The organism is Pseudomonas sp. GW822-FHT06D10, from assembly GCF_058799535.1.
On sequence record NZ_JBXALN010000009.1, the window covers coordinates 105,818 to 126,643 of the forward strand.

20 protein-coding genes are annotated in these 20,826 nt (G+C 59.0%); 16 read left to right on the forward strand and 4 right to left on the reverse strand.

From position 1 onward, the window contains the following. Positions 1-24 precede the first annotated feature (24 nt). The 7 genes from AC1RL5_RS26485 to AC1RL5_RS26515 all read left to right on the forward strand — a co-directional run bounded on the left by AC1RL5_RS26485 (position 25) and on the right by AC1RL5_RS26515 (position 6,777). Entirely contained in the window at positions 25-306 is a 282-nt protein-coding gene (locus AC1RL5_RS26485; RefSeq protein WP_072450643.1) for a hypothetical protein, read from the forward strand. 140 nt (positions 307-446) lie between these two features. After that, positions 447-743: an integration host factor subunit beta gene (gene ihfB / locus AC1RL5_RS26490; RefSeq protein WP_053153140.1), complete on the forward strand. Its 297-nt coding sequence runs from the start codon at positions 447-449 to the stop codon at positions 741-743. A 439-nt stretch (positions 744-1,182) separates the two neighbouring features. Next, positions 1,183-2,145, forward strand: coding sequence for a UDP-glucose 4-epimerase family protein (locus tag AC1RL5_RS26495; protein ID WP_072450642.1), 963 nt, complete (start codon positions 1,183-1,185; stop codon positions 2,143-2,145). Between the two features lie 89 nt (positions 2,146-2,234). Next, complete coding sequence (locus AC1RL5_RS26500; protein WP_072450641.1) at positions 2,235-3,263, forward strand: MraY family glycosyltransferase; 1,029 nt, start codon at positions 2,235-2,237, stop codon at positions 3,261-3,263. Between the two features lie 82 nt (positions 3,264-3,345). Next, positions 3,346-5,340, forward strand: a complete 1,995-nt coding sequence (locus AC1RL5_RS26505) for a polysaccharide biosynthesis protein (RefSeq protein ID WP_072450640.1) — start codon at positions 3,346-3,348, stop codon at positions 5,338-5,340. A gap of 111 nt (positions 5,341-5,451) precedes the next feature. Next, positions 5,452-5,781 (forward strand): ComEA family DNA-binding protein, encoded by a 330-nt coding sequence (locus AC1RL5_RS26510; protein ID WP_072450639.1) that lies wholly within the window; start codon positions 5,452-5,454, stop codon positions 5,779-5,781. A gap of 201 nt (positions 5,782-5,982) precedes the next feature. After that, positions 5,983-6,777 (forward strand): SDR family NAD(P)-dependent oxidoreductase, encoded by a 795-nt coding sequence (locus AC1RL5_RS26515; RefSeq protein WP_093407827.1) that lies wholly within the window; start codon positions 5,983-5,985, stop codon positions 6,775-6,777. Positions 6,778-6,801: 24 nt separating this feature from the next. Here the strand turns inward: AC1RL5_RS26515 and AC1RL5_RS26520 are convergent, their stop codons facing one another. Further along, positions 6,802-7,362 carry a TetR/AcrR family transcriptional regulator gene (locus tag AC1RL5_RS26520; protein WP_093407832.1) on the reverse strand — a complete coding sequence of 187 codons (561 nt, stop codon included), beginning with the start codon at positions 7,360-7,362 and terminating at the stop codon, positions 6,802-6,804. Positions 7,363-7,553: 191 nt separating this feature from the next. Between AC1RL5_RS26520 and AC1RL5_RS26525 the strand changes: the two genes are divergently transcribed. After that, on the forward strand, positions 7,554-8,207 hold the full coding sequence (locus AC1RL5_RS26525; RefSeq protein ID WP_072450636.1) for a GntR family transcriptional regulator: 654 nt from the start codon (positions 7,554-7,556) through the stop codon (positions 8,205-8,207). Positions 8,208-8,222: 15 nt separating this feature from the next. Further along, positions 8,223-9,074 carry an urea carboxylase-associated family protein gene (locus AC1RL5_RS26530; protein WP_011062572.1) on the forward strand — a complete coding sequence of 284 codons (852 nt, stop codon included), beginning with the start codon at positions 8,223-8,225 and terminating at the stop codon, positions 9,072-9,074. A 44-nt stretch (positions 9,075-9,118) separates the two neighbouring features. On the opposite strand, the gene AC1RL5_RS26535 is transcribed toward AC1RL5_RS26530, so the two are convergent. Together AC1RL5_RS26535 and eat are read right to left on the reverse strand one after the other, a co-directional pair. Next, complete coding sequence (locus AC1RL5_RS26535) at positions 9,119-9,286, reverse strand: DUF2897 family protein (protein ID WP_011062571.1); 168 nt, start codon at positions 9,284-9,286, stop codon at positions 9,119-9,121. Between the two features lie 132 nt (positions 9,287-9,418). Continuing rightward, a complete protein-coding gene (eat, locus tag AC1RL5_RS26540) occupies positions 9,419-10,783 on the reverse strand; it encodes an ethanolamine permease (protein ID WP_011062570.1) in 1,365 nt (454 codons plus the stop codon). Between the two features lie 342 nt (positions 10,784-11,125). Here eat and kdpF point away from each other — a divergent pair, with 342 nt between their 5' ends. The 6 genes from kdpF to AC1RL5_RS26570 all read left to right on the forward strand — a co-directional run bounded on the left by kdpF (position 11,126) and on the right by AC1RL5_RS26570 (position 19,170). Continuing rightward, a complete protein-coding gene (gene kdpF, locus AC1RL5_RS26545) occupies positions 11,126-11,215 on the forward strand; it encodes a K(+)-transporting ATPase subunit F (protein ID WP_019092894.1) in 90 nt (29 codons plus the stop codon). Between the two features lie 11 nt (positions 11,216-11,226). Then, positions 11,227-12,921 (forward strand): potassium-transporting ATPase subunit KdpA, encoded by a 1,695-nt coding sequence (kdpA, locus tag AC1RL5_RS26550; protein ID WP_123576870.1) that lies wholly within the window; start codon positions 11,227-11,229, stop codon positions 12,919-12,921. Positions 12,922-12,931: 10 nt separating this feature from the next. Continuing rightward, positions 12,932-15,016, forward strand: coding sequence for a potassium-transporting ATPase subunit KdpB (gene kdpB, locus AC1RL5_RS26555; protein WP_123576868.1), 2,085 nt, complete (start codon positions 12,932-12,934; stop codon positions 15,014-15,016). A 36-nt stretch (positions 15,017-15,052) separates the two neighbouring features. After that, positions 15,053-15,598 (forward strand): potassium-transporting ATPase subunit KdpC, encoded by a 546-nt coding sequence (kdpC, locus tag AC1RL5_RS26560; protein ID WP_077934595.1) that lies wholly within the window; start codon positions 15,053-15,055, stop codon positions 15,596-15,598. Between the two features lie 123 nt (positions 15,599-15,721). After that, the gene (locus tag AC1RL5_RS26565) at positions 15,722-18,373 is read left to right on the forward strand and encodes an ATP-binding protein (RefSeq protein WP_015636554.1); all 2,652 of its coding nucleotides are present in this window, start codon (positions 15,722-15,724) and stop codon (positions 18,371-18,373) included. A 101-nt stretch (positions 18,374-18,474) separates the two neighbouring features. Continuing rightward, the gene (locus tag AC1RL5_RS26570) at positions 18,475-19,170 is read left to right on the forward strand and encodes a response regulator (protein WP_011062565.1); all 696 of its coding nucleotides are present in this window, start codon (positions 18,475-18,477) and stop codon (positions 19,168-19,170) included. Between the two features lie 15 nt (positions 19,171-19,185). Here the strand turns inward: AC1RL5_RS26570 and AC1RL5_RS26575 are convergent, their stop codons facing one another. Then, complete coding sequence (locus tag AC1RL5_RS26575; RefSeq protein ID WP_011062564.1) at positions 19,186-20,220, reverse strand: patatin-like phospholipase family protein; 1,035 nt, start codon at positions 20,218-20,220, stop codon at positions 19,186-19,188. Between the two features lie 219 nt (positions 20,221-20,439). On the opposite strand from AC1RL5_RS26575, the gene AC1RL5_RS26580 reads away from it, so the two are divergent. Continuing rightward, positions 20,440-20,718 (forward strand): hypothetical protein, encoded by a 279-nt coding sequence (locus AC1RL5_RS26580; RefSeq protein WP_011062563.1) that lies wholly within the window; start codon positions 20,440-20,442, stop codon positions 20,716-20,718. The last annotated feature ends 108 nt before the right edge of the window (positions 20,719-20,826 follow it).

Here is a 20,826-nt window from a genome sequence, read left to right on the forward strand (position 1 = left end):
GCATAAGCTGCCTTAAGGAAGAGCATGAGCAGGTTGGGTGTCGTAGTTTTGGTGCTTCTTTTGACTGGGTGTACGACCAATGTAAAGACCCATGCGGTGCGCGGGGTCAGTGGCATAGAAATTGACTGTTCGGGGCTGGGGTCGGATTGGGACAAATGCTACAAGCGTGCTGCGCGTGAGTGTAAGGCCAATGGCTACAAGGTCATTACCAAGTCCAGTGATGCCAAGGATGAGGAGGGGGATTATCCCTTCGGTTGGAATCCGGCGGGTTATCTGACCCGAACGATACTGGTCATGTGTCGATAGGGCGGCTTTGCGTTTTTGTCACGGCATCTTCTGCAAGAAAGGAGTTTGTATTAGCGTCGCAGATGGGCTGTTCAAAACCCTCAGAGCATGCTAAAACCTTTGAAGCACTGACCTAGCTGCTTGAAAAAGAAGGGAAAAATATGACGAAGTCGGAGTTAATCGAACGAATTGTCACCCATCAAGGGCTGCTCTCATCCAAGGATGTCGAGTTGGCGATAAAGACGATGCTTGAACAGATGTCTCAATGCCTAGCCACTGGCGATCGAATTGAGATTCGTGGCTTTGGTAGCTTTTCGCTTCACTATCGTGCGCCTCGGGTAGGTCGTAACCCAAAAACAGGTCAGTCAGTTAGCTTGGATGGAAAATTCGTTCCCCACTTTAAGCCGGGTAAGGAGCTTCGTGATCGAGTTAACGAAGAGGAGGTGGATGGCCTGTGAGCCTAAGATAAAAACACTCTAGATGAAGTCGCTTTTAGTATGCTGTTCGCTCGCAGAGGAAGGCGGAATGCTTGTCGGTGATCGAACAGGTCATTGGCTTGAGTGGGATTGCTTTTAAGCTGTTTTTATAGTGTCGGTCCTAGGTTTCTCCTAGCGACTCCCTTGTTTCTACCATCTTAAAATCTCGCAGGGTTGATTGTTCTTCTTTCAGCCGAAGTGGGCTTTGGGTCATTTTGATATTGAATGATGCTTTGCGATGGCAGCTCTGCTGCTTGCGCGATTATCTTGAGCTGTGTCTGCGGTATTCTGCGTTGCATTGAGATCGGGATGTTTTTTTGATGGATAGTATGGCTCGGCAGGTTGTTGACGGCGCATAATGTCATTTTCGAGTGTTTCAGATACTACTCTGTGGCGCCAGTTTTAGAAGGTACGGTAGATAATGGCCAGGATCCTTTTGACGGGAGCATCCGGTTTTGTAGGCGGCGCTGTTCATGAGTGTTTATCTAAAAATTCACCCCATAAGTTAACTGTCGTGGTGCGAAAGCCCATTCCGGCTTTAGCGGCTACCACGTCTGTTACTCAGGTAGAACAGATTGATGGTCTGACGGACTGGAGTTCGATATTGCTTGATTGCAATGTCGTAGTACATGCCGCTGCCCGTGTCCATGTAATGCATGAGTCCTCACTCGATCCTCTCGAGGCCTTCCGGAAGGTCAATGTGGAAGGGACGCTAAATTTGGCTCGCCAGGCTGCCCAGCGTGGTGTAGGTCGATTCGTTTTTATCAGTTCCATCAAGGTTAATGGTGAGGGGACATCACTCAATGTTCCTTATACTGCTGATGATGAGCCTGCCCCTACAGATCCATATGGTATTTCCAAAATGGAAGCGGAAAAGGGCTTGGCTCTCATTGCCTCTCAAACGGGAATGGAAGTTGTAATTATTCGCCCAGTTCTTGTATACGGTCCTGGCGTTAAAGCTAACTTTCTTAATATGATGCGCTGGTTGTATAAGGGAGTTCCTTTACCTTTTGGGGCAATAGATAACCGCCGGAGTTTGGTGGCATTAGATAATTTGGTGGATCTGATAGTTACGTGCATTGATCATCCGCTAGCTGCCAATCAGGTGTTTTTAGTTAGTGATGGGGACGATCTTTCGACAACCGAACTGCTAAAAAGAATGGGTAATGCATTGGGTAAGCCTGCTCGTCTGCTGGCCATCCCCAGTGGGATCTTGAGTTTTAGTGCTGCATTGTTGGGTAAAAAATCCATTTCCCAACGGCTGTGTGGTTCTCTTCAGGTTGATATATCCAAGAATCTTGAGCTATTGGGGTGGGCTCCTCCTCTGAGTGTAAATAAAGCACTTGATGCTACAGCGAAATACTTTATTGATAGTTGTGCTTGAGTTTTAACTCATTTGAAGAGGCTTTCTGGTTTAAAGGGTATGACTCTAATGATTATCGATTTTTCATGCGCTTTAAGGATTGAAGTTACATGGTGATTTGGTTCTTTATGTTAGTAGTAGCCAGTGTTTCGCTTCTGCTAACGTGGGTGTTGCGACGCTATGCTCTAGCTCGCAGCTTGATGGACGTTCCCAATAGTCGCAGCTCTCACACCGTGCCTACCCCCAGAGGGGGGGGCGTTGCAATTGTCCTGAGCTTTCTGGCTGCTGCGCCTCTGCTAAGCGTGCTGGTAGATATTCCTCTGCTTTCCATAGGGGCTTTATGGGGAGCAGGTGCCCTGATAGCTGTAGTTGGTTTTTTAGATGATCATGGGCATATAGCAGCGCGTTGGAGACTGCTTGCGCACTTTATCGCGGCGATATGGGCTCTGACTTGGCTAGGTGGATTGCCTGCGATTAATGTATTTGGCATGGATCTCAATCTTTCATGGTTGGGACATATCTGCGCAGTTTTTTATCTGGTCTGGATGCTCAATCTATACAACTTCATGGATGGTATTGATGGGATTGCCAGTGTTCAGGCTGTGAGTACATGTCTTGGTGCCTGCGTAATTTACTGGTTTGCTGATGCTCCATCATTGATTTGGCTGCCACTGTTATTGTCGATGGCAGTGCTGGGTTTCCTTTACTGGAACTTCCCTCCTGCACGTATTTTCATGGGGGACGCTGGCAGCGGTTTTCTTGGACTTGTTCTGGGGATACTTTCCGTACAAGCAGCCTGGGCATCCTCGCGCTTTCTTTGGGTATGGTTGATTCTTCTTGGCGTCTTCATTGTTGATGCGACCTTTACTCTGACTCGGCGGTTAGTTCGCGGAGACAAGGTCTATGAAGCGCATCGTAGTCATGCTTATCAGTTCGCCTCCCGCCAGTTTGGTCGGCATCTACCAGTGACCTTGGCGGTCTTGGGTATCAATACACTCTGGCTTCTGCCAATCGCCATAGGCGTGGGGCTGTTCGGGTTGGATGGTATTATTGGTCTAGCACTGGCTTACGCGCCGCTGGTTTTACTTGCTTTCAGGTTTCGGGCGGGTGAGTTGGAGAAACAGGCTGATACTGCCTAGTATTCGGGACTACCAAATAGGGCGCTTTCCATCAGTATGCAACATAGATCGAGGCTGAAGGCCGAGGTTCGAAAAAGGAATTATGGATAAGATACGAACACTTCTGTTGAAGCTCCCGCGGCGGCAGAAGAGGGTGCTGCAGGTGGTCACCGACATTTTGCTGGTGTGGGTCGCTCTATGGATGGCATTTGTCGTCAGGTTGGGTTTTGACGATCTGAACAATCCTTTCATTGTGCATTTCTGGCTATTCGCCAGCGCTCCTATAGTTGCCATTCCTCTGTTCATTCGGTTCGGGATGTATCGCGCGGTCATGCGTTACTTCGGTAACGATGCTCTTATTGCTATCGTCAAGGCCGTAACCCTGTCGGCTTTGACTCTCGCGCTGGTGGTCTATGTGTATAGCAATCACCAGACCGTGGTGCCGCGCTCAATCGTATTCAACTATTGGTGGTTGAGTATGGTGATGATTGGTGGACTTAGGCTGGCGATGCGTCAGTACTTTCTTGGTGACTGGTTCACCACCGCCCAGCATGTACCTTTTACCAATCGTGATGATGGTTTGCCTAAGGTGGCTATCTACGGTGCTGGAGCGGCAGGCAATCAACTGGTGGCGGCGTTGCGATTGGGGCGGTTGATGCGTCCTGTGGCCTTTATCGATGATGACGGCAGTATTGCCGATCGGATGATCGCCGGGCTGCAGGTGTATAAACCCAAGCATTTGCAGCAAATGATTGATGACACGGGGGCAGAAGAGATTCTCCTGGCAATTCCCTCATCCAGTCGTAGCCGTCGAAGAGAGATTCTGGGGTATTTGGAAGGGTTCCCCTTACATGTACGAAGTGTTCCCGGTTTCATGGATCTTGCCAGTGGCCGAGTGAAAGTCGATGACATTCAAGAGGTGGACATAGCTGACCTGCTTGGGCGTGACGCGGTCCCGGCTCAAGTTGACCTGTTGGCGCATTGTATAAAGGGGCAGACAGTTCTGGTGACAGGTGCTGGAGGGTCTATCGGTTCTGAACTTTGTCGGCAGATTCTGCTCCAGGACCCTAGCACGCTAATATTGCTCGATCACAGTGAGTTTAATCTTTACAGTATCTTGTCCGAACTTGAACAGCGTGTATCGAGAGAGTCTCGGCTTGTAAAACTATTGCCAATTCTTGGTTCGGTACGCAACTACGAGAAGTTGCTGTCAGTCATGAAGACCTGGAGCGTCGATACGGTTTATCACGCGGCTGCATATAAGCATGTTCCGATGGTAGAACATAATATCGCTGAAGGTGTACTTAATAATGTCATGGGGACGCTCAATACCGCGCAGGCCGCACTGCAATGTGGGGTAGCCAACTTTGTATTGATTTCTACGGATAAGGCGGTTCGCCCAACCAATGTCATGGGTAGTACCAAACGACTGGCGGAGCTTACGTTGCAGGCGTTGAGCAAGGAGCTGGCCCCGGTTCTGTTCGATGATTTGTCAAATGTGTCACGGGTTAATAAAACTCGTTTCACCATGGTCCGTTTCGGGAATGTACTGGGCTCTTCAGGTTCGGTTATTCCGCTATTCCATAAGCAGATCAAGTCTGGTGGCCCATTAACGGTTACGCATCCAAAGATCACCCGTTATTTCATGACCATCCCAGAGGCTGCCCAATTGGTCATTCAGGCAGGTTCGATGGGGCAGGGTGGGGACGTATTTGTATTGGATATGGGCGAGCCAGTCAGAATTGTCGAGCTGGCAGAAAAAATGATTCATCTTTCCGGGCTGAGTGTTCGCTCGGAAAAAAATCCTCATGGTGATATCGCGATTGAGTTTACTGGCTTGCGGCCTGGTGAAAAGCTTTACGAAGAGTTGCTGATTGGAGACAACGTCGCCGCTACTCAGCACCCGATGATCATGAGTGCCAACGAGGATCATCTACCGTGGGAAACACTCAAGCTGAAGCTCGCTGAACTCCTTGCAGCCCTTGAGTTGGACGACTATGCAAGAGTTCGCCAGTTGCTTCGCGAGACCGTAAGTGGCTACACACCGGATGGTGAAATCGTCGACTGGGTCTATCAGCAGCGTCGTCTCAAACCTTGAATCTACATAAGCAGTAACTCTCTGGCTTTTGATTTGCCCGTGGCATCAACCTAGGTTTGGAAGGCAGCTTTGGAAAGCTGCTTTCCTTACTCGATGTCATGGAGCGTCACTATGCGTAACTCTTTTTTCATCTCATTGATCTTTGCTTTTCTCGCCAGCTTTGCACTTGTCACTCAAGCAGCGCCGGGTCCTAAGACCCAGCCCGGTTCTGCGCAAGTGGCGGAGCAGGCGCCGATTCAAGCGAGCAAGGTCAATCTCAATACGGCGGATGAGGCTGTGCTGCAACGCGAGCTTTTTGGGGTGGGGGCTGCCAAGGCCAAGGCGATTGTTGCTTATCGGGAAGAAAATGGGCCCTTTGCTTCGGTGGACGAGTTGCTAGAGGTCAAGGGGATTGGGAGGGCGATTCTGGAACGAAATCTGGATAAGCTCGAAGTCAATTGAGTTCTCCCGCATAACGTTTGAAGGCCGGTCTATGACCGGCCTTTTGCATTTCATGAGTGGGGTAGCTGACAGTGTATCTCTATTGCCTGGATTAATTATTTTCATGATGGTTCAAAAATATTATGATAATAATATTTCCGGGCGCCAAATGTTTCTGGCCGAAGGCGCTCATTACTTTCATGCATTGTCAGGAGTCCAGCTATGAGTTCGATTCAATCCCAAGGTACAGCATTGGTCACTGGGGCCTCATCCGGTATTGGAGCGGTTTATGCCGAGCGACTGGCGGCGCGAGGTTTTGATTTGTTGCTGGTTGCTCGGGATGAGGGACGTTTGAAGGCGGCAGCCAATGCGTTGAGCGATAAATATAACGTGCAGGTGGAGGTGTTGAAGGCGGATTTGACGCTCAAGAAGGACTTGCTGAGTGTCGAGCAACGTTTGCGCGACGACTCCCGTATCAGCTTGCTGCTGAACAATGCGGGAGTAGCTGCCAGCGGGGCTTTGGCTGGCGCCGACCTGGATCAGATGGAACACATGATTCAGCTCAATGTAGTGGCACTGACCCGGCTGGCCGGGGTGGCTGCAACGAGTTTCTCTGCGACTGGGCGTGGGGCGATTATCAATATTGCCTCGGTGGTGGCCTTGATTCCTGAGCGTTTCAACGCGACTTATAGTGCAACCAAGGCATATGTACTCAGTTTGACTCAGTCGCTGCAGGCTGAGTTGAAGGGTAGCGGGGTTCGTGTCCAGGCTGTCTTGCCGGGTGTCACTCGTACCGAGATCTGGGAGCGTTCAGGGCTCGATGCCAAGACCATTCCGGCGGAAATGGTGATGGAGGTACAGGAGATGGTCGATGCAGCGTTGAGCGGCTTGGATCAGGGCGAGTTGATTACATTGCCTTCGCTACCCGATCCTGCGGATTGGCAGGCTTTGGTGGCGGCACGCTTGGCTCTTGGCCCCAATCTGTCCAGGAGCAGTGCGGCCGCTCGCTATAAATAAGAAGAGTAGGTGGAGCGTATCGCTTCAGCGCCGCTCCTGTTGCTTCAGGCCCTCGCGAACCACCTCCAGTATCCGAGTTCCCAACTGCGGGTTTTCCACGCTGCGAGAAAGCATGAGTGCACCGACCAAGGTGGACATGAGCATCAGGCTTCGCTCGGCTTTCTGTTCGCCTTCCAGCACCGATTCTAGTTGTTCGAGCCTGGTGTTGAGCACCTCATCCGTAATCGCACTGGGTTGCCCGCGCTGGCCGAGTTCCGAGCTCATGGTCGGTAGCGGGCAACCTTGATGAGGGGACTTCTGGTGCCACTCGCAGAGGTAGTTATCGATAAAGGCTGGTAGTGGATGCTCTTGTGCGAACAGCGCTGCGCAATGGGCGTCCAGCTCTTGAGCGGCGGCGCGCAGGGCTTCTTCTACTAGTTCATCCTTGGACTTGAAGTGGGAATAGAAGCCGCCATGGGTCAACCCCAGGGCTTTCATCAGGGGCTGTAGACCTGTTGCACCTATCCCGTCACGCCGAAAACGTTCTGAAGCTTCCTGGATAATGCGTTGATGAGTCTGGGCTTTATGGTCTGGCGAGTAACGCATTTGAGAAACCTCCGCAACTAGAAGACCATTTTAACCAAGGATTCTCAGATCATGCCCCTACTTCTAGGCAGGGATTGTCAGCGTTGACAGCTTCCCGACAGCTTTTCGTGAGGGCATAAGGGGTGATTGAAGTTGGCACGATAAGTGACTACCTGCTGTTCATGAATTGTTGAACAATCGTGAGGTGCCCCATGAGCGACGGACTATCCCTGGCGGATCACATTACTGTGGAACTGCGGGCTGACATCATCGGTGGTCGTTTATTGCCCGGAATGGCGCTGGTGGAAAGCGAGCTGGTCAGTGCCTATAGCGCCTCACGCAATACCATCCGTGAAGCCCTGCACCGTCTGGGGCAGGAAGGGTTGACCTGGTACGTACGGCACAAAGGCGTAGTGGTCCGTCGCCTTGGTGCTGATGACGTGCGGGATCTGTTTCGAGTGCGCCGTACCCTGGAGTTGCAGGCCATCGCCAATGCTCGCCCGCTACGCGAGTACCAGTCCGATCGCATGCTCGATGCCATGGAAGCGGCGGAGCTTGCCCGGGAGCGCGAGGACTGGCGCGCCGTGGGAACCCATGGCCTGCGTTTTCACCAGCATGTGGTGGGGTTGCTGGGCTCGCCACTATTCGATGAGTTCTTCACCAACGTGGTGGCGCAGTTGCGCCTGGTGTTTTGTACGGCGCCGGATGAGGCGCGGTTTCAGGCGCCCTGGCTGGTCCGTGACCGACAGATCCATGAATGGCTTCTGGGGGGTGACAAGGCGGCCGCCATCGAGGCCATGGAGTTGTATCTGGACGACTCGGAGCGCCTGCTGTTGGACATGCTCGACCAATCCCTGTGTCACTGAAAGAGGGCGATACCCATGTACAAAGACTATCCAGCGGCTTATCAGGTCAGTAAAGGTTCGGCGCTACAGGTGGATAAGGCGTTTTACGAGCGCATTCGGCACAATCAAGGCCAACGCCATCTGATCGAGCAGTTCGAGGTTCCGATTCGTACCGGACGCGCCTGGAAGGTGCCCGCCGGGCACGTATTTCGGGTGACCACCCCGGTAGGGCCGCAGGTGGGCGACTTCAACGTATGGAATGCCAACGATCCGCGTGAGCGCCTCTGGGCTGCGCGCACCCGGCAGTTGCAGGGGGCGCATGTCAGTACCCACGACCGGCTCTGGTCGAACCTGCCTTTTCTGCGGCCGCTGGTGACCATCACCGATGACAGCCTGGCCCATTACGGCATCGACGAGCATGGTGGCCGCCTGCACGATCTACTGGGCACCCGTTGCGACCCCTATGTGAATCGCATGCTTACCGGCGAGGACTTTCACCATCACTGCCATTCCAACCTGACGCGGGCAGTGCTGCCTCATGGCCTGACCGAGTTCGATGTGCATGATGTGTTGAACATCTTCCAGTGCACGGGCCTGAACCATGACGACATGTACTTCATGAAGGCCTGCCCGGCGCAGAAGGGGGATTATCTGGAGTTCTTCGCCGAAATCGACCTGCTCTGTGCATTGTCGACCTGTCCGGGCGGAGATCTGTCCTTGCCGATGTGGGGGCCTGAAGCTCAGGATCCGTTAAGCGTGTGCCGTCCACTGGGAGTGGAAATCTATCGTCTGGACGAGTCGCTGCTCGAAGGCTGGAGCCAGCCGCAACGTGCAGCCTATAAGGGCCAGCACGGGTTGCACATTGCCAAGGCCGAATGGGAGCGCTGAGCATCCAGGCAACCCCTGCACGTTAGGGTGAAGGGGCTGTAGGCTTAACGATCCTGCGCTTCCTTGGCATCCATTTGTGCGTTGCGCTCGGCCACGCGCTTGCGTTGCTCATCGGTCAGCTCGACCTTGTTGGCGGTGTCGCGCAGCATCATCAAGCCGCCAACGATAGAACCGATAGCAACCACCAGAATCAACCAGGCATACCAGGGCATAGGGCTCTCCTTAATGGGCAGTAGCCCGCAGGCGAAGGTTCGCCTTCGGGCCTGCCTATAACGCTTTGAGTTAAAGCGCTTCGCAGTGGTTCCATTGTATGCCTGATCCGCCTGGTGCGAGCAGAGCGCGGTTCAACGGCCGGTGAGCATGGCGTCCACCGGTGCGTCGGCCCGCAGTTGCCCGGTCAGCAGGAAGTAGATGAAGCCCAGGGCCATGAACACCAGAAATATCAGGCCGATCAGGGCATTGAACCAGGCCATGGCCACCAGGCAGACCGCGGCCAGTGCCAGGGCGATGGCCGGCACCAGCGGATAGCCCGGGGCGCGGAAGCTGCGTGGCAGATTCGGTTCCGCCCTGCGCAGTTTGAACAGGCTGAGCATGCTCATGATGTACATCACGATGGCACCGAACACCGCCATGGTGATCATGGCGGCAGTGAGGGTCATGCCGCCAAGGTTGATCAGACCATCGCTGTAGATGGCGGCGATGCCGATCAGGCCGCCGGCGATGATCGCCCGATGTGGCGTCTGAAAGCGCGACAGCCTGGCCAGGGAGGCAGGCAGGTAACCGGCCCGGGCCAGGGCGAAGAACTGGCGCGAGTAGCCGAGGATGATCCCGTGGAAACTTGCCACCAGGCCGAACAGGCCGATCCATACCAGCATGTGCAGCCAGCCGGAACTGTCACCCACAACGGTCTTCATCGCCTGGGGCAGCGGGTCGTTGATGTTCGACAAGCTGCGCCAGTCCCCCACGCCGCCGGCGAAGAACATCACCCCCATGGCCAGCAGCACCAGGGTCAGGATGCCGCTGATATAGGCTTTGGGAATGGTGCGCTTGGGGTCCTTGGCTTCTTCGGCAGCCATGGCCGCGCCTTCGATGGCCAGGAAGAACCAGATGGCGAAGGGAATGGCGGCGAACATCCCGGCAATTGCCGGGGCGCCGAAGGCGTCGGCGCCTGCCCAGCCATTGAGGGCGAAGTTGCTGAAGCTGAAGGCCGGGGCCACCACGCCCATGAACACCAGTAGTTCGGCCACCGCCAGCACGCAGACCACCAGTTCAAAGGTGGCTGCCAGTTTCACCCCAAGAATGTTCAGGCCCATGAATACGATGTAGGCGCCAACCGCGGCATGTTTCGGATCCAGGGCCGGGAATTGCACGTTCAGGTAAGCGCCGATGGCCAGGGCGATGGCGGGAGGGGCGAAGACGAATTCGATCAGGGTGGCCAGCCCCGCGATCAAGCCGCCTTTTTCACCAAAGGCGCGACGGCTGTAGGCAAACGGGCCTCCGGCGTGGGGAATCGCCGTGGTCAGCTCGGTGAAACTGAATATAAAGCAGGTATACATGGTCGCCACCATCAGCGAGGTCACGAGAAACCCCAGGGTTCCTGCCACGCCCCAGCCATAGCTCCAGCCGAAGTACTCCCCGGAAATCACCAGTCCGACTGCGATGCCCCATAAATGCAGCGTGCCCAAGGTGGGCTTGAGTTGTGTGTTCATCGGTTGCTCCCTGAACGATTAGGACGTGCTCGCGGCTGTTCTGTGCAGTGCCCATGCCAGTTCCTGGAACACCGTCGTAAAGCACGAAAAGCTGTCGTATCGAGGATGTTTCGCCGATTTTTAGCACTATTGACCTTCAGTGCATGGGGGCGTGATGCCTCGCATCGGGGCAGCCGCGCTCCAGAGGCGAGCGATGCGCTTCATCGCCCCTCGTAAAGGCTGGATGACGCCAGTCTTTACGCTTTCTTTATGCGCTGCCCGCTCCGTCGATCTCGTTCCTTTACAGGCACCCTGCGGACAATGCCTGCATTCGCGGCAATCGCCGTACCACGGAGACATTCCATGAACATTCTGGACGCGGTGTCGCTGCTGCTGGCAGTGGGCCTGTTCATTTATCTATTGGTTGCGCTGCTGCGCGCGGATCGGAACTAGGAGCTGCGGTTATGCACAGTTATGACTATTGGCTGATCCTCGCCTTCTTCGCTCTGGTGCTGTTGCCCGCACCTTGGCTGGGGCGCTTCTACTACCGGGTGATGGAGGGCCAGCGCACCTGGCTGACCCCGGTTCTGGGCCCGGTGGAGCGTGTCTGCTATCGAATCTCCGGGATCGATCCACAGGTTGAGCAGAGCTGGCAGAAATACACCCTGGCTTTGCTGGCCTTCAATCTGGCCGGGTTTGTCCTGCTGTTTGCCATCTTGCTGTTTCAGGATCACCTGCCGCTCAATCCGCAGCATCTTCCGGGGCAGGAATGGACGCTGGCGTTCAACACCGCAGTCAGTTTCATGACCAACACCAACTGGCAGTCCTACAGCGGCGAAGCCTCCCTGAGCTACCTCAGCCAGATGGTCGGCCTTACCGTGCAGAACTTCGTCAGCGCAGCCACCGGGCTGGCGGTGCTGGTTGCCTTGTGCCGCGGCATTGGCCGGCGTTCGGTGCGCACCCTGGGCAACTTCTGGGTCGATATGACCCGCGCCACCCTCTACGGCCTGTTGCCGCTGTGCCTGCTGCTGGCGCTGTTCCTGGTCTGGCAGGGCGTACCCCAGACCTTTGCCCATTACGTGGATGCCCTGACCCTGCAGGGCAATGACCAGGTCATTCCGCTGGGCCCGGCCGCCAGTCAGATTGCCATCAAACAGTTGGGCACCAACGGTGGCGGTTTCTTCGGCGTCAACTCGGCGCACCCGTTCGAGAACCCCACGGCCTGGAGCAATCTGTTCGAACTGGTATCGATCATCCTGATTCCGGTGGCCCTGGTGTTCACCTTCGGCCATTACGTCAAGGACCTGCGTCAGAGCCGGGCGATCATCGCCTGCATGTTCGCCTTGTTCCTGATCGGCGGTGCTACCTCGCTGTGGGCGGAGTATCAACCCAACCCGGCGTTGCAGAACGCAGCGGTAGAGCAGGCTGCGCCCCTGGAAGGCAAGGAAGCCCGCTTCGGCACCACTGCCACGGTGCTCTGGTCGGTGACCACCACTGCGGCCTCCAACGGTTCGGTGAATGGCATGCACGACAGCCTCAACCCGCTGAGCGGCATGGTGGCGCTGATCAACATGATGGTCGGCGAAGTGATCTTCGGCGGCGTCGGCGCGGGCCTCTACGGCATGTTGCTGAACGTGTTGATCGCAGTGTTCCTGGCCGGGCTGATGATCGGTCGCACCCCGGAATACCTGGGCAAGAAGCTACAGGCCAAGGAGGTGCAGTTGCTGGTAGTGACCCTGATGGTGATGCCCATCGGCGTCCTGGTGCTGGGCGCCCTGGCCGCCAGCTTGCCGGGGCCGGCAGCAGCCATCAGCAACCCGGGGCCCCATGGCTTCAGTCAACTGCTCTACGCCTACACTTCGGCCAGCGCCAACAACGGCTCGGCGTTCGGTGGCTTCAGCGCCAATACCCCGTTCCATAACCTGATGCTGGGCCTGGGCATGCTGATCGGTCGCTTCGGCTACATCCTGCCGGTGCTGGCCCTGGCCGGCAGCCTGGCGATGAAGAAGACCGCACCCATCGGGCAGAACAGTTTTCCCACCCATGGCCCGCTGTTCGTGGCCTTGCTGACCGTGACCATCTTGCTGGTGGGCGGCCTGACCTTCCTGCCGACCCTGGCGCTGGGCCCAATCGCCGAACACCTGAGCATGGGCTTCTGAGGACCTGATGATGAATATGCATGTTCCTGCCTCGAACAAAGCCGCCGATGCGCTCGCCAAGAGCCAGCCGGCCAAGGCCGAAGTGGCGAGTACCGCAATCTCTGCCCTGTGGCGCCCGGCGCTGATCCAGGCTTTCGTCAAGCTTGACCCGCGCCAGTTGCAGCGCTCGCCAGTGATGCTGGTGGTGGAACTGACAGCGATCCTGACCACCGTGCTGTGTTTCATTCCGGACACCGCAGTGCCGACCTTCGTCGCCGCCCAGATTGCTCTCTGGCTGTGGTTCACGGTGCTCTTTGCCAACTTCGCCGAGGCCCTGGCGGAAGGCCGCGGCAAGGCTCGCGCCGACAGTCTCAAGGCCGGCAGTGAGGGCTTGAGCGCTCGCCGCCGGGCCAGCGACGGAAGCTATCAGCTGGTGCCGGCAGTCAATCTGCGCAAAGGCGACGTGGTGCGGGTTGAAGCCGGCGAAATGATTCCCGGCGATGGCGAGGTGATCGAAGGTATCGCCGCGGTCAACGAAGCGGCAATCACTGGTGAATCGGCTCCGGTGATCCGGGAATCCGGCGGTGACCGTTCGGCGGTGACCGGCAACACCCGGCTGGTCTCCGACTGGCTGCTGGTGCGCATTACCAGCAACCCCGGCGAGTCGACCCTGGACCGCATGATCGCTCTGGTGGAAGGTGCCAAGCGGCAGAAGACACCGAACGAAGTGGCCCTGGATATCCTGCTGATCGGCCTGACCCTGATCTTCCTGCTGGTGGTGGTGACCCTGCAGCCCTTCGCCCACTTTGCCAATGGCAGCCTGCCGCTGGTGTTCCTGGTGGCGCTGCTGGTCACCCTGATCCCCACCACCATCGGCGGCCTGCTCTCGGCCATCGGGATCGCCGGGATGGACCGCCTGGTGCGCTTGAACGTGATCGCCAAGTCCGGGCGTGCGGTGGAGGCGGCGGGGGACGTGCACGTGTTGCTGCTGGACAAGACCGGCACCATCACTTTCGGTAACCGCCGTTGCAGCGCCATCTACCCGGCGCCGGGCGTCAGTGCCCAGGTACTGGCCGAAGCGGCCTTGATGGCCTCCCTGGCGGACGACACTGCCGAAGGCAAGTCCATCGTCGAGTACCTGCGGGAGCTTTATCCACAGCCCGAGCCGGGCAGCGATCTGCTGACGGCAGTGCCTTTCAGCGCTGAAACCCGATTGTCCGGGGTCGATTACCAGGGCCGGGTCTATCGCAAGGGGGCAGTGGATTCGGTGTTGAGTTTCGTCGGCCTCAAACGCAGCGAGCTGGCACCGGCCCTGTCCCGGGAGATCGACAAGATCGCCCAGAGCGGCGGCACCCCGCTGCTGGTCTGTGCCGAGGGCCGGATGCTCGGCGCCATTCACCTGAAGGACGTGGTCAAGCCCGGCATTCGCGAGCGTTTCGCCGAGTTGCGCAAGCTGGGTATCCGTACCGTGATGGTGACCGGCGACAACCCGCTGACCGCCGCGGCCATTGCCGCCGAAGCCGGAGTCGACGATGTACTGGCCGAGGCCACGCCGGAGAAGAAGCTGGCGCGCATTCGCCACGAGCAAAACGACGGGCGTCTGGTGGCCATGTGCGGTGACGGCGCCAACGACGCACCGGCATTGGCCCAGGCCGATGTCGGCATGGCCATGAACGACGGCACCCAGGCGGCGCGCGAGGCGGCCAACATGGTTGACCTGGACAGCGATCCGACCAAGCTGCTGGATGTGGTGCAGATCGGCAAGGAGCTTCTGGTGACCCGGGGTGCCCTGACCACCTTCTCCATCGCCAACGACGTGGCCAAGTACTTCGCCATCCTGCCGGCACTGTTCGCGGCGATTTATCCACAGCTGGGGGTGCTCAACGTCATGGGGCTGGCCAGCCCGCAGAGCGCAATCCTTTCGGCCATCGTGTTCAACGCCCTGATCATCGTGGTGCTGATCCCCCTGGCATTGCGTGGGGTGCGGGTACAGGCGGCCAGTGCCGCGCACCTGCTGCGGCGCAACCTGTTGATCTACGGCGTGGGTGGCATTGTCGTGCCCTTTGTCGGGATCAAGCTGATCGACATGCTGTTGACTGCGCTGCACCTGGTGTAACCGGCCTGCAGATCTGAGCGAATCGAGGAGTGAGAGATGACTAGCGTAGTGCGTCCGGCCTTGAGCCTGATTGTGTTGATGACCCTGATCACCGGTGTGGCCTATCCCCTGGTGGTGACCGGCGTGGCCCAGTTGGCCTTCCCGGAACAAGCCAATGGCAGCCTGGTGCGCGATGCCGACGGCAGGGTGCGGGGTTCGGCCCTGATCGCCCAGGATTTCGTCGGTGATGCCTGGTTCCATCCGCGCCCTTCGGCGGGGGCCTTTGCCACGGTATCCAGCTCTGCCAGCAACCTGGCGCCGAGCAATCCGGCCCTGGCCACGCGGGTGATCGAGGATGCCAACAAGCTCCTGGTACCGGGGCAGGGGCCGGTGCCCCTGGCATTGCTGACCACTTCGGGCAGCGGCCTCGATCCACACTTGCCACCGCAGGCAATTGACTATCAACTGGCGCGGGTCGCGGCGGCGCGCAACCTGTCGCCAGCCAAATTGCAGGCCCTGGTGGACGCCCATATAGAGCAGCCGCTGGTGGGGCCGCCGGTGGTCAATGTACTGGCCCTGAACCTGGCCCTGGAACAGCTGTAGCCGCTGCCGAACCTGCGAGGCTGCAAAATGCCCCGCGGGGGCTTCCAGCCTCAGGGAGCGCTGGCAAACGCAACTGAAGTGAGCGCAGATTGAACCGAATGTCTTGTCGCAGAGAGATAACCCATGAGTGATTCCGGTCGCGCCGACGCGCTGCTAGCCGAGCTGCCACGGGACGGCCGCGGCCGGCTCAAGGTGTTCCTGGGCGCCGCCCCCGGGGTTGGCAAGACCTACGCCATGCTCCAGGCGGCCCATAGCCAACTGCGCCAAGGGGTCAAGGTGCTTGCCGGGGTGGTGGAGACCCACGGCCGCGCCGAGACCGAAGCCTTGTTGAGCGGGCTGCCCCAGCAGCCCTTGGTGCGTTCGGAATACCGTGGCGTATTGCTGGAGGAAATGGACCTCGATGGCCTGCTCAAGGCCAAGCCCAAGCTGGTACTGGTGGACGAACTGGCCCACAGCAATGCCCCGGGCAGCCGGCACGCCAAGCGCTGGCAGGACATTCAGGAGTTGCTGGCGGCCGGGATCGACGTCTTCACCACGGTCAATGTCCAGCACCTGGAAAGCCTCAATGACCAGGTGCGCGGCATTACCGGGGTCCAGGTGCGCGAAACCCTGCCTGACTGGGTGTTGCAAGAGGCCTATGAGTTGCTGCTGGTGGACTTGCCGCCCCGAGAGCTGCTGGAGCGTCTGCGGGACGGCAAGGTCTATGTGCCGGAGCAGGCGCGGGCGGCCATCGATGCATTTTTCACCCAGACCAACCTCACCGCCCTGCGCGAACTGGCGATGCAGACCGCCGCCGCCCAGGTGGACAACGACCTGGCCCAGGGCTATCGCCAGTTGGGGCAGGCGGCACCAGCGGTGCGCGGGCGGCTGCTGGTGGGTATCGACGGCGATGCCCAGGCCGAGCGGCTGGTACGTCACGCCAGCCGTGTGGCTCAGCGTCGCCACCTGCCCTGGAGCCTGGTGCATGTGGATAACGGCCGGTTGCGCGACGAGCAGGCACGCTTGCGCTTGCAGGCTGCTCAACAACTGGCCGAGCGCCTGGGCGGGGAAGTGGTCTTGTTGCGCGCCGGCGAGGTGGCCAAGACCTTGATCCAGCACGCCGCGGAGCGTCGCGCCAGCCTGCTGCTGGTGGGGCAGTCCAGGCGCCGCTGGCGCCGGCGCTGGTTCGGTGGCGGCTTGGCGGCGCGCTTGCTGCGCAATGCCGATGGCCTGGAAATCAATGTACTGGACAGCGAGCCCCAGCCCCATCAGCCGGGCCTGCGGGTCAAGCATTCGCTGATCTGGTTCGACTACGTCCTGGCAGTCCTGGCCACCCTCCTGGCCAGCGCCCTGGCCTGGGGGGTGGCCAGTGTCCTGCCGTTGCCGAACATCTCCCTGGTGTTCCTCGCCGCGGTGCTGCTGGTGGCAGTGCGCAGCAGCCTGGGGCCGGCCCTGGCTTGCGCGGCGCTGTCCTTTCTCAGTTATGACTTCCTGTTCATTCCGCCGAACTTCTCCCTGGCCATCCAGCGGGAAGAAGATGTACTGACCCTGCTGTTCTTCCTGCTCATGGCCGCGCTGACCGGCAATCTGGCGGCCCGCCAGCGCCGGCAGTTGCAGGCCTTGCGCGATACCCAGGAGGAAACCGGCGAGCTCCTGGACCTGTCGCGCAAGTTGACTGCCGCCACTGACCGGCAAGCGGTGATCAGCGCCGCGGCCCAGCATTTGAATGGTCGCGACGAGTTGCGTGTCTGCCTGATCAACCGCGACGGGCAGGGTGGATGGAAAGTCGAGACCGGTGGTTCGCCGCAGTTCTCCGAGGCCGAGCGCGCGGCGGCCGACTGGGCCTGGCAGCATGACCAGCCGGCGGGGCTGGGCACCGGGACCTTGCCCTTTGGTCGATGGTGGTGGTGGCCGCTGTCGGTGGATGACGGGCCCCTGGGGTTGCTCGGTGTCTGCCCCCGTGAGGGCGAGGAGTTCAGCGGCCAGCGCCGGCGCCTGCTCACTGCGCTCAGCCAGCCACTGGCCCAGGCCCTGGCACGGGCGCGGCTGGCCGAGGACCTGGAAGCGGCGAGGCTGCACGGGGAGACCGAACAGTTGCGCAGCGCCTTGCTGGCTTCGGTATCCCATGACCTGCGCACACCGCTGACCTCAATGCGCGGCAGTATCGACAGCCTGCTGGCCCTGGGGGAAGCGATCCCCCTGGAAGATCGGCGAGAGCTGCTGGAGGGCACGCGGGATGAGGCCGAGCGCCTGGACCGCTATATACAGAACCTGCTGGACATGACCCGGCTCGGCCATGGGGCCCTGAAGCTGGCCCGGGACTGGGTCGCGCCGGGGGATATCGTCGGCAGTGCCCTGAACCGCCTGCGGGCGGTGCTGGCGCCGTTGCAAGTGGCCACCGAACTGCCAGCGGACTTGCCCTTGCTCTACGTTCATGCGGCGCTGATCGAGCAGGCGCTGGTCAATGTGCTGGAGAATGCTGCCCGCTTCTCGCCACCCCAGGGCCATCTGCAGTTGAAAGTCAGTGCCAGCGAGCAGGAATTGAGCTTCGCCGTCAGTGATGAGGGCCCGGGGATTCCCGAGGATGAGCGGGCAAAGATCTTCGACATGTTCTACACCGCTGCCCGTGGCGACCGCGGCGGGCAAGGCACCGGCCTGGGCCTGGCGATATGCCAGGGCATGGTCGGCGCCCATGGCGGGCATATCAGTGTCGCTGAGGGCATTGGCGGCAAGGGGACATGCATCACCTTGCACCTGCCGTTGCAGACCCAGCCGGAGCTTGAGTCCGACCTGTGAATACCTGTAGAACGCGCTGCGGCCTTGCCGCGTCAGCGCCACACGGATGCGGCATGCCTTGCGCTACGCTTTTGCCTCTTAATTTGTCTTGAACTGAAACCATGAGCCAGACCGCGACCATCCTGGTCATCGACGACGAGCCGCAGATTCGCAAGTTCCTGCGCATCAGCCTGGCGTCCCAGGGATACAAAGTGATTGAAGCCGGGACCGGCACCGAAGGCCTGGCCCAGGCCGCCTTGAACAAGCCGGACCTGCTGGTACTTGATTTGGGGCTGCCGGACATGGATGGGCAGCAGGTGCTGCGCGAGTTTCGCGAGTGGTCGGCGGTGCCGGTGCTGGTGCTTTCGGTGCGTGCCAGCGAGTTGCAGAAGGTCGAGGCGCTGGATGGTGGTGCCAACGACTATGTGACCAAGCCTTTCGGTATCCAGGAGTTCCTGGCGCGGATTCGCGCCCTGTTGCGCCAGGCGCCGAGCGGGGAAGTGCAGGAGGCGGCGTTGCAAGTGGGGCCGCTGACGGTCGACCTGGCTTATCGGCGGGTGCTGCTGGACGGTGTCGAAGTGGCCCTGACCCGCAAGGAATATGCGGTGCTGGCCCAGCTGGCGCGGCACCCGGGGCGGGTAATTACCCAGCAGCAACTGCTCAAGGACATCTGGGGCCCGACCCACACCGAGGACAGTCATTACCTGAGGATCGTGGTCGGGCACTTGCGCCAGAAGCTGGCGGACGATCCGACCCGGCCACGCTTCATCGTCACCGAGGCGGGGGTCGGCTACCGCCTGCTGGGCGCCGATTCCTGAGTTTGCGGCCTTTCGCTACTGGTCCTGCTCGTAGCGGTCCAGGGTATCGCTGGCAATCTCACGGCCCAGGGCGATCAGCTCCGGCGCCTTGTAGAACTCGAAGAAGCGGCAGACGCGCTTGGGCACGTTGATCAGGATATCCGGCGGGTAACCGGCGATCTTGTACTGCGCCAGGGAGGTCTGCATGACCTCGAAGCTCTGGTTGACCAGGTCCAGCAATGACGCCGGGCCGACGTTGTCGATGATGAAGGAGCCGCTGGCGGATTTCGGCGCGCCGTCGGTTTGCGGCGCGGCGGCCGGTTGCTGGGCTTCCGGCTCGGCGCCCTCGACCCATGGATTGATCTCCGCGGCTTCGCTCTTGAAAGCTTCCTGCTCGAGCAGTAGCAGTTGTTCGGCCTGCTTGCGGCGAAACGGCAGGTGTGAGCCCAGGGAGTTGATCAGGCTGTCAAAGCGGCTCTTGAACGCGGGTGGGCGCTGGATCACCGGTAACTGGTAGTGGCGCTGGTTGGTAGAGTTGAGGTTCACCGCAATGATCAGGTCGCAGTGGCTGGAAACCACCGGAACGATGGGCAGCGGGTTGAGCAGGCCGCCGTCCACCAGCATGCGGTTGCCCTGCATGACCGGGGTGAACAGGCTGGGGATCGCGGCGGAAGCACGCATGGCCTGATGCAGGCAGCCTTCCTGGAACCAGATTTCCTGCTGGTTGGTCAGGTCGGTGGCGACGGCGGTATAGGGGATGCGCAGGTCTTCGATGTTCACTTCGCCGACGATCTTGCGGATCTGGCCGAAGACTTTCTCGCCGCGAATCGCCCCCAGCCGAAAGCTCACGTCCACCAGGCGCAGCACGTCGAGGTAGTCCAGGCTTTCGATCCATTCCCGGTACTCGGCGAGCTTGCCTGCGGCGTAGATGCCGCCGACCACTGCGCCCATCGAGCAGCCGGCAATGCAGGCGATGTCATAACCGCGTTTTTCGATTTCCTCGATGACGCCGATATGGGCGTAACCGCGAGCGCCCCCCGACCCAAGGACCAATGCGACACGTTTGCTCATGATTCGTCCCTTCGACAAACAGGCTGCAACAATGCACCCATAGCGCCTCGTGGTTCAATTACTGATGCGCTGCGGGGCCTGTGAGTTTTTTTCTAGGGCCGCCGGGGCCGCGAGGCTATGCTCCTGCAGCTATATTTTCCAAGGGGTGGGACTGGCACTTTTTCCTGCGGCCATCGTCTTAACCTGTACGACTGTTTTCCCTATCTTGAGGTGTCATCGATGAAAGCCTGGATCTGCCTGCCCCTGATTGCGTTGGTATTGACCGGTTGTGCAGGCAAGACTGCCTACCGTGACAGTTGCGGCACGCAGCTGGACGCTGCCTGGCACGAGCTGGACCTGGCCAAGGCCGAAGGTTTCGCTGGCACCGTGAGTTACTCCAAGGCGTTGTCGCTGCTGACCGGCGCCAAGACCCAGCAGCAGTTCGAAGCCTTCGAAGGCTGCACCAACAAGGCCGAGAAGGCGCGTTTCTACATTCGTGAATCCCGGGCCGGGCGCTGAGCCGCGACAGCCGCTAAGCTGGTCCGACAATCATCACCGCGAACCTGAATGATCTGGCGCAATGCCTGTCGCCGGTTCGCGGTGCCGTTCTTGGAACTGGATAAGCCG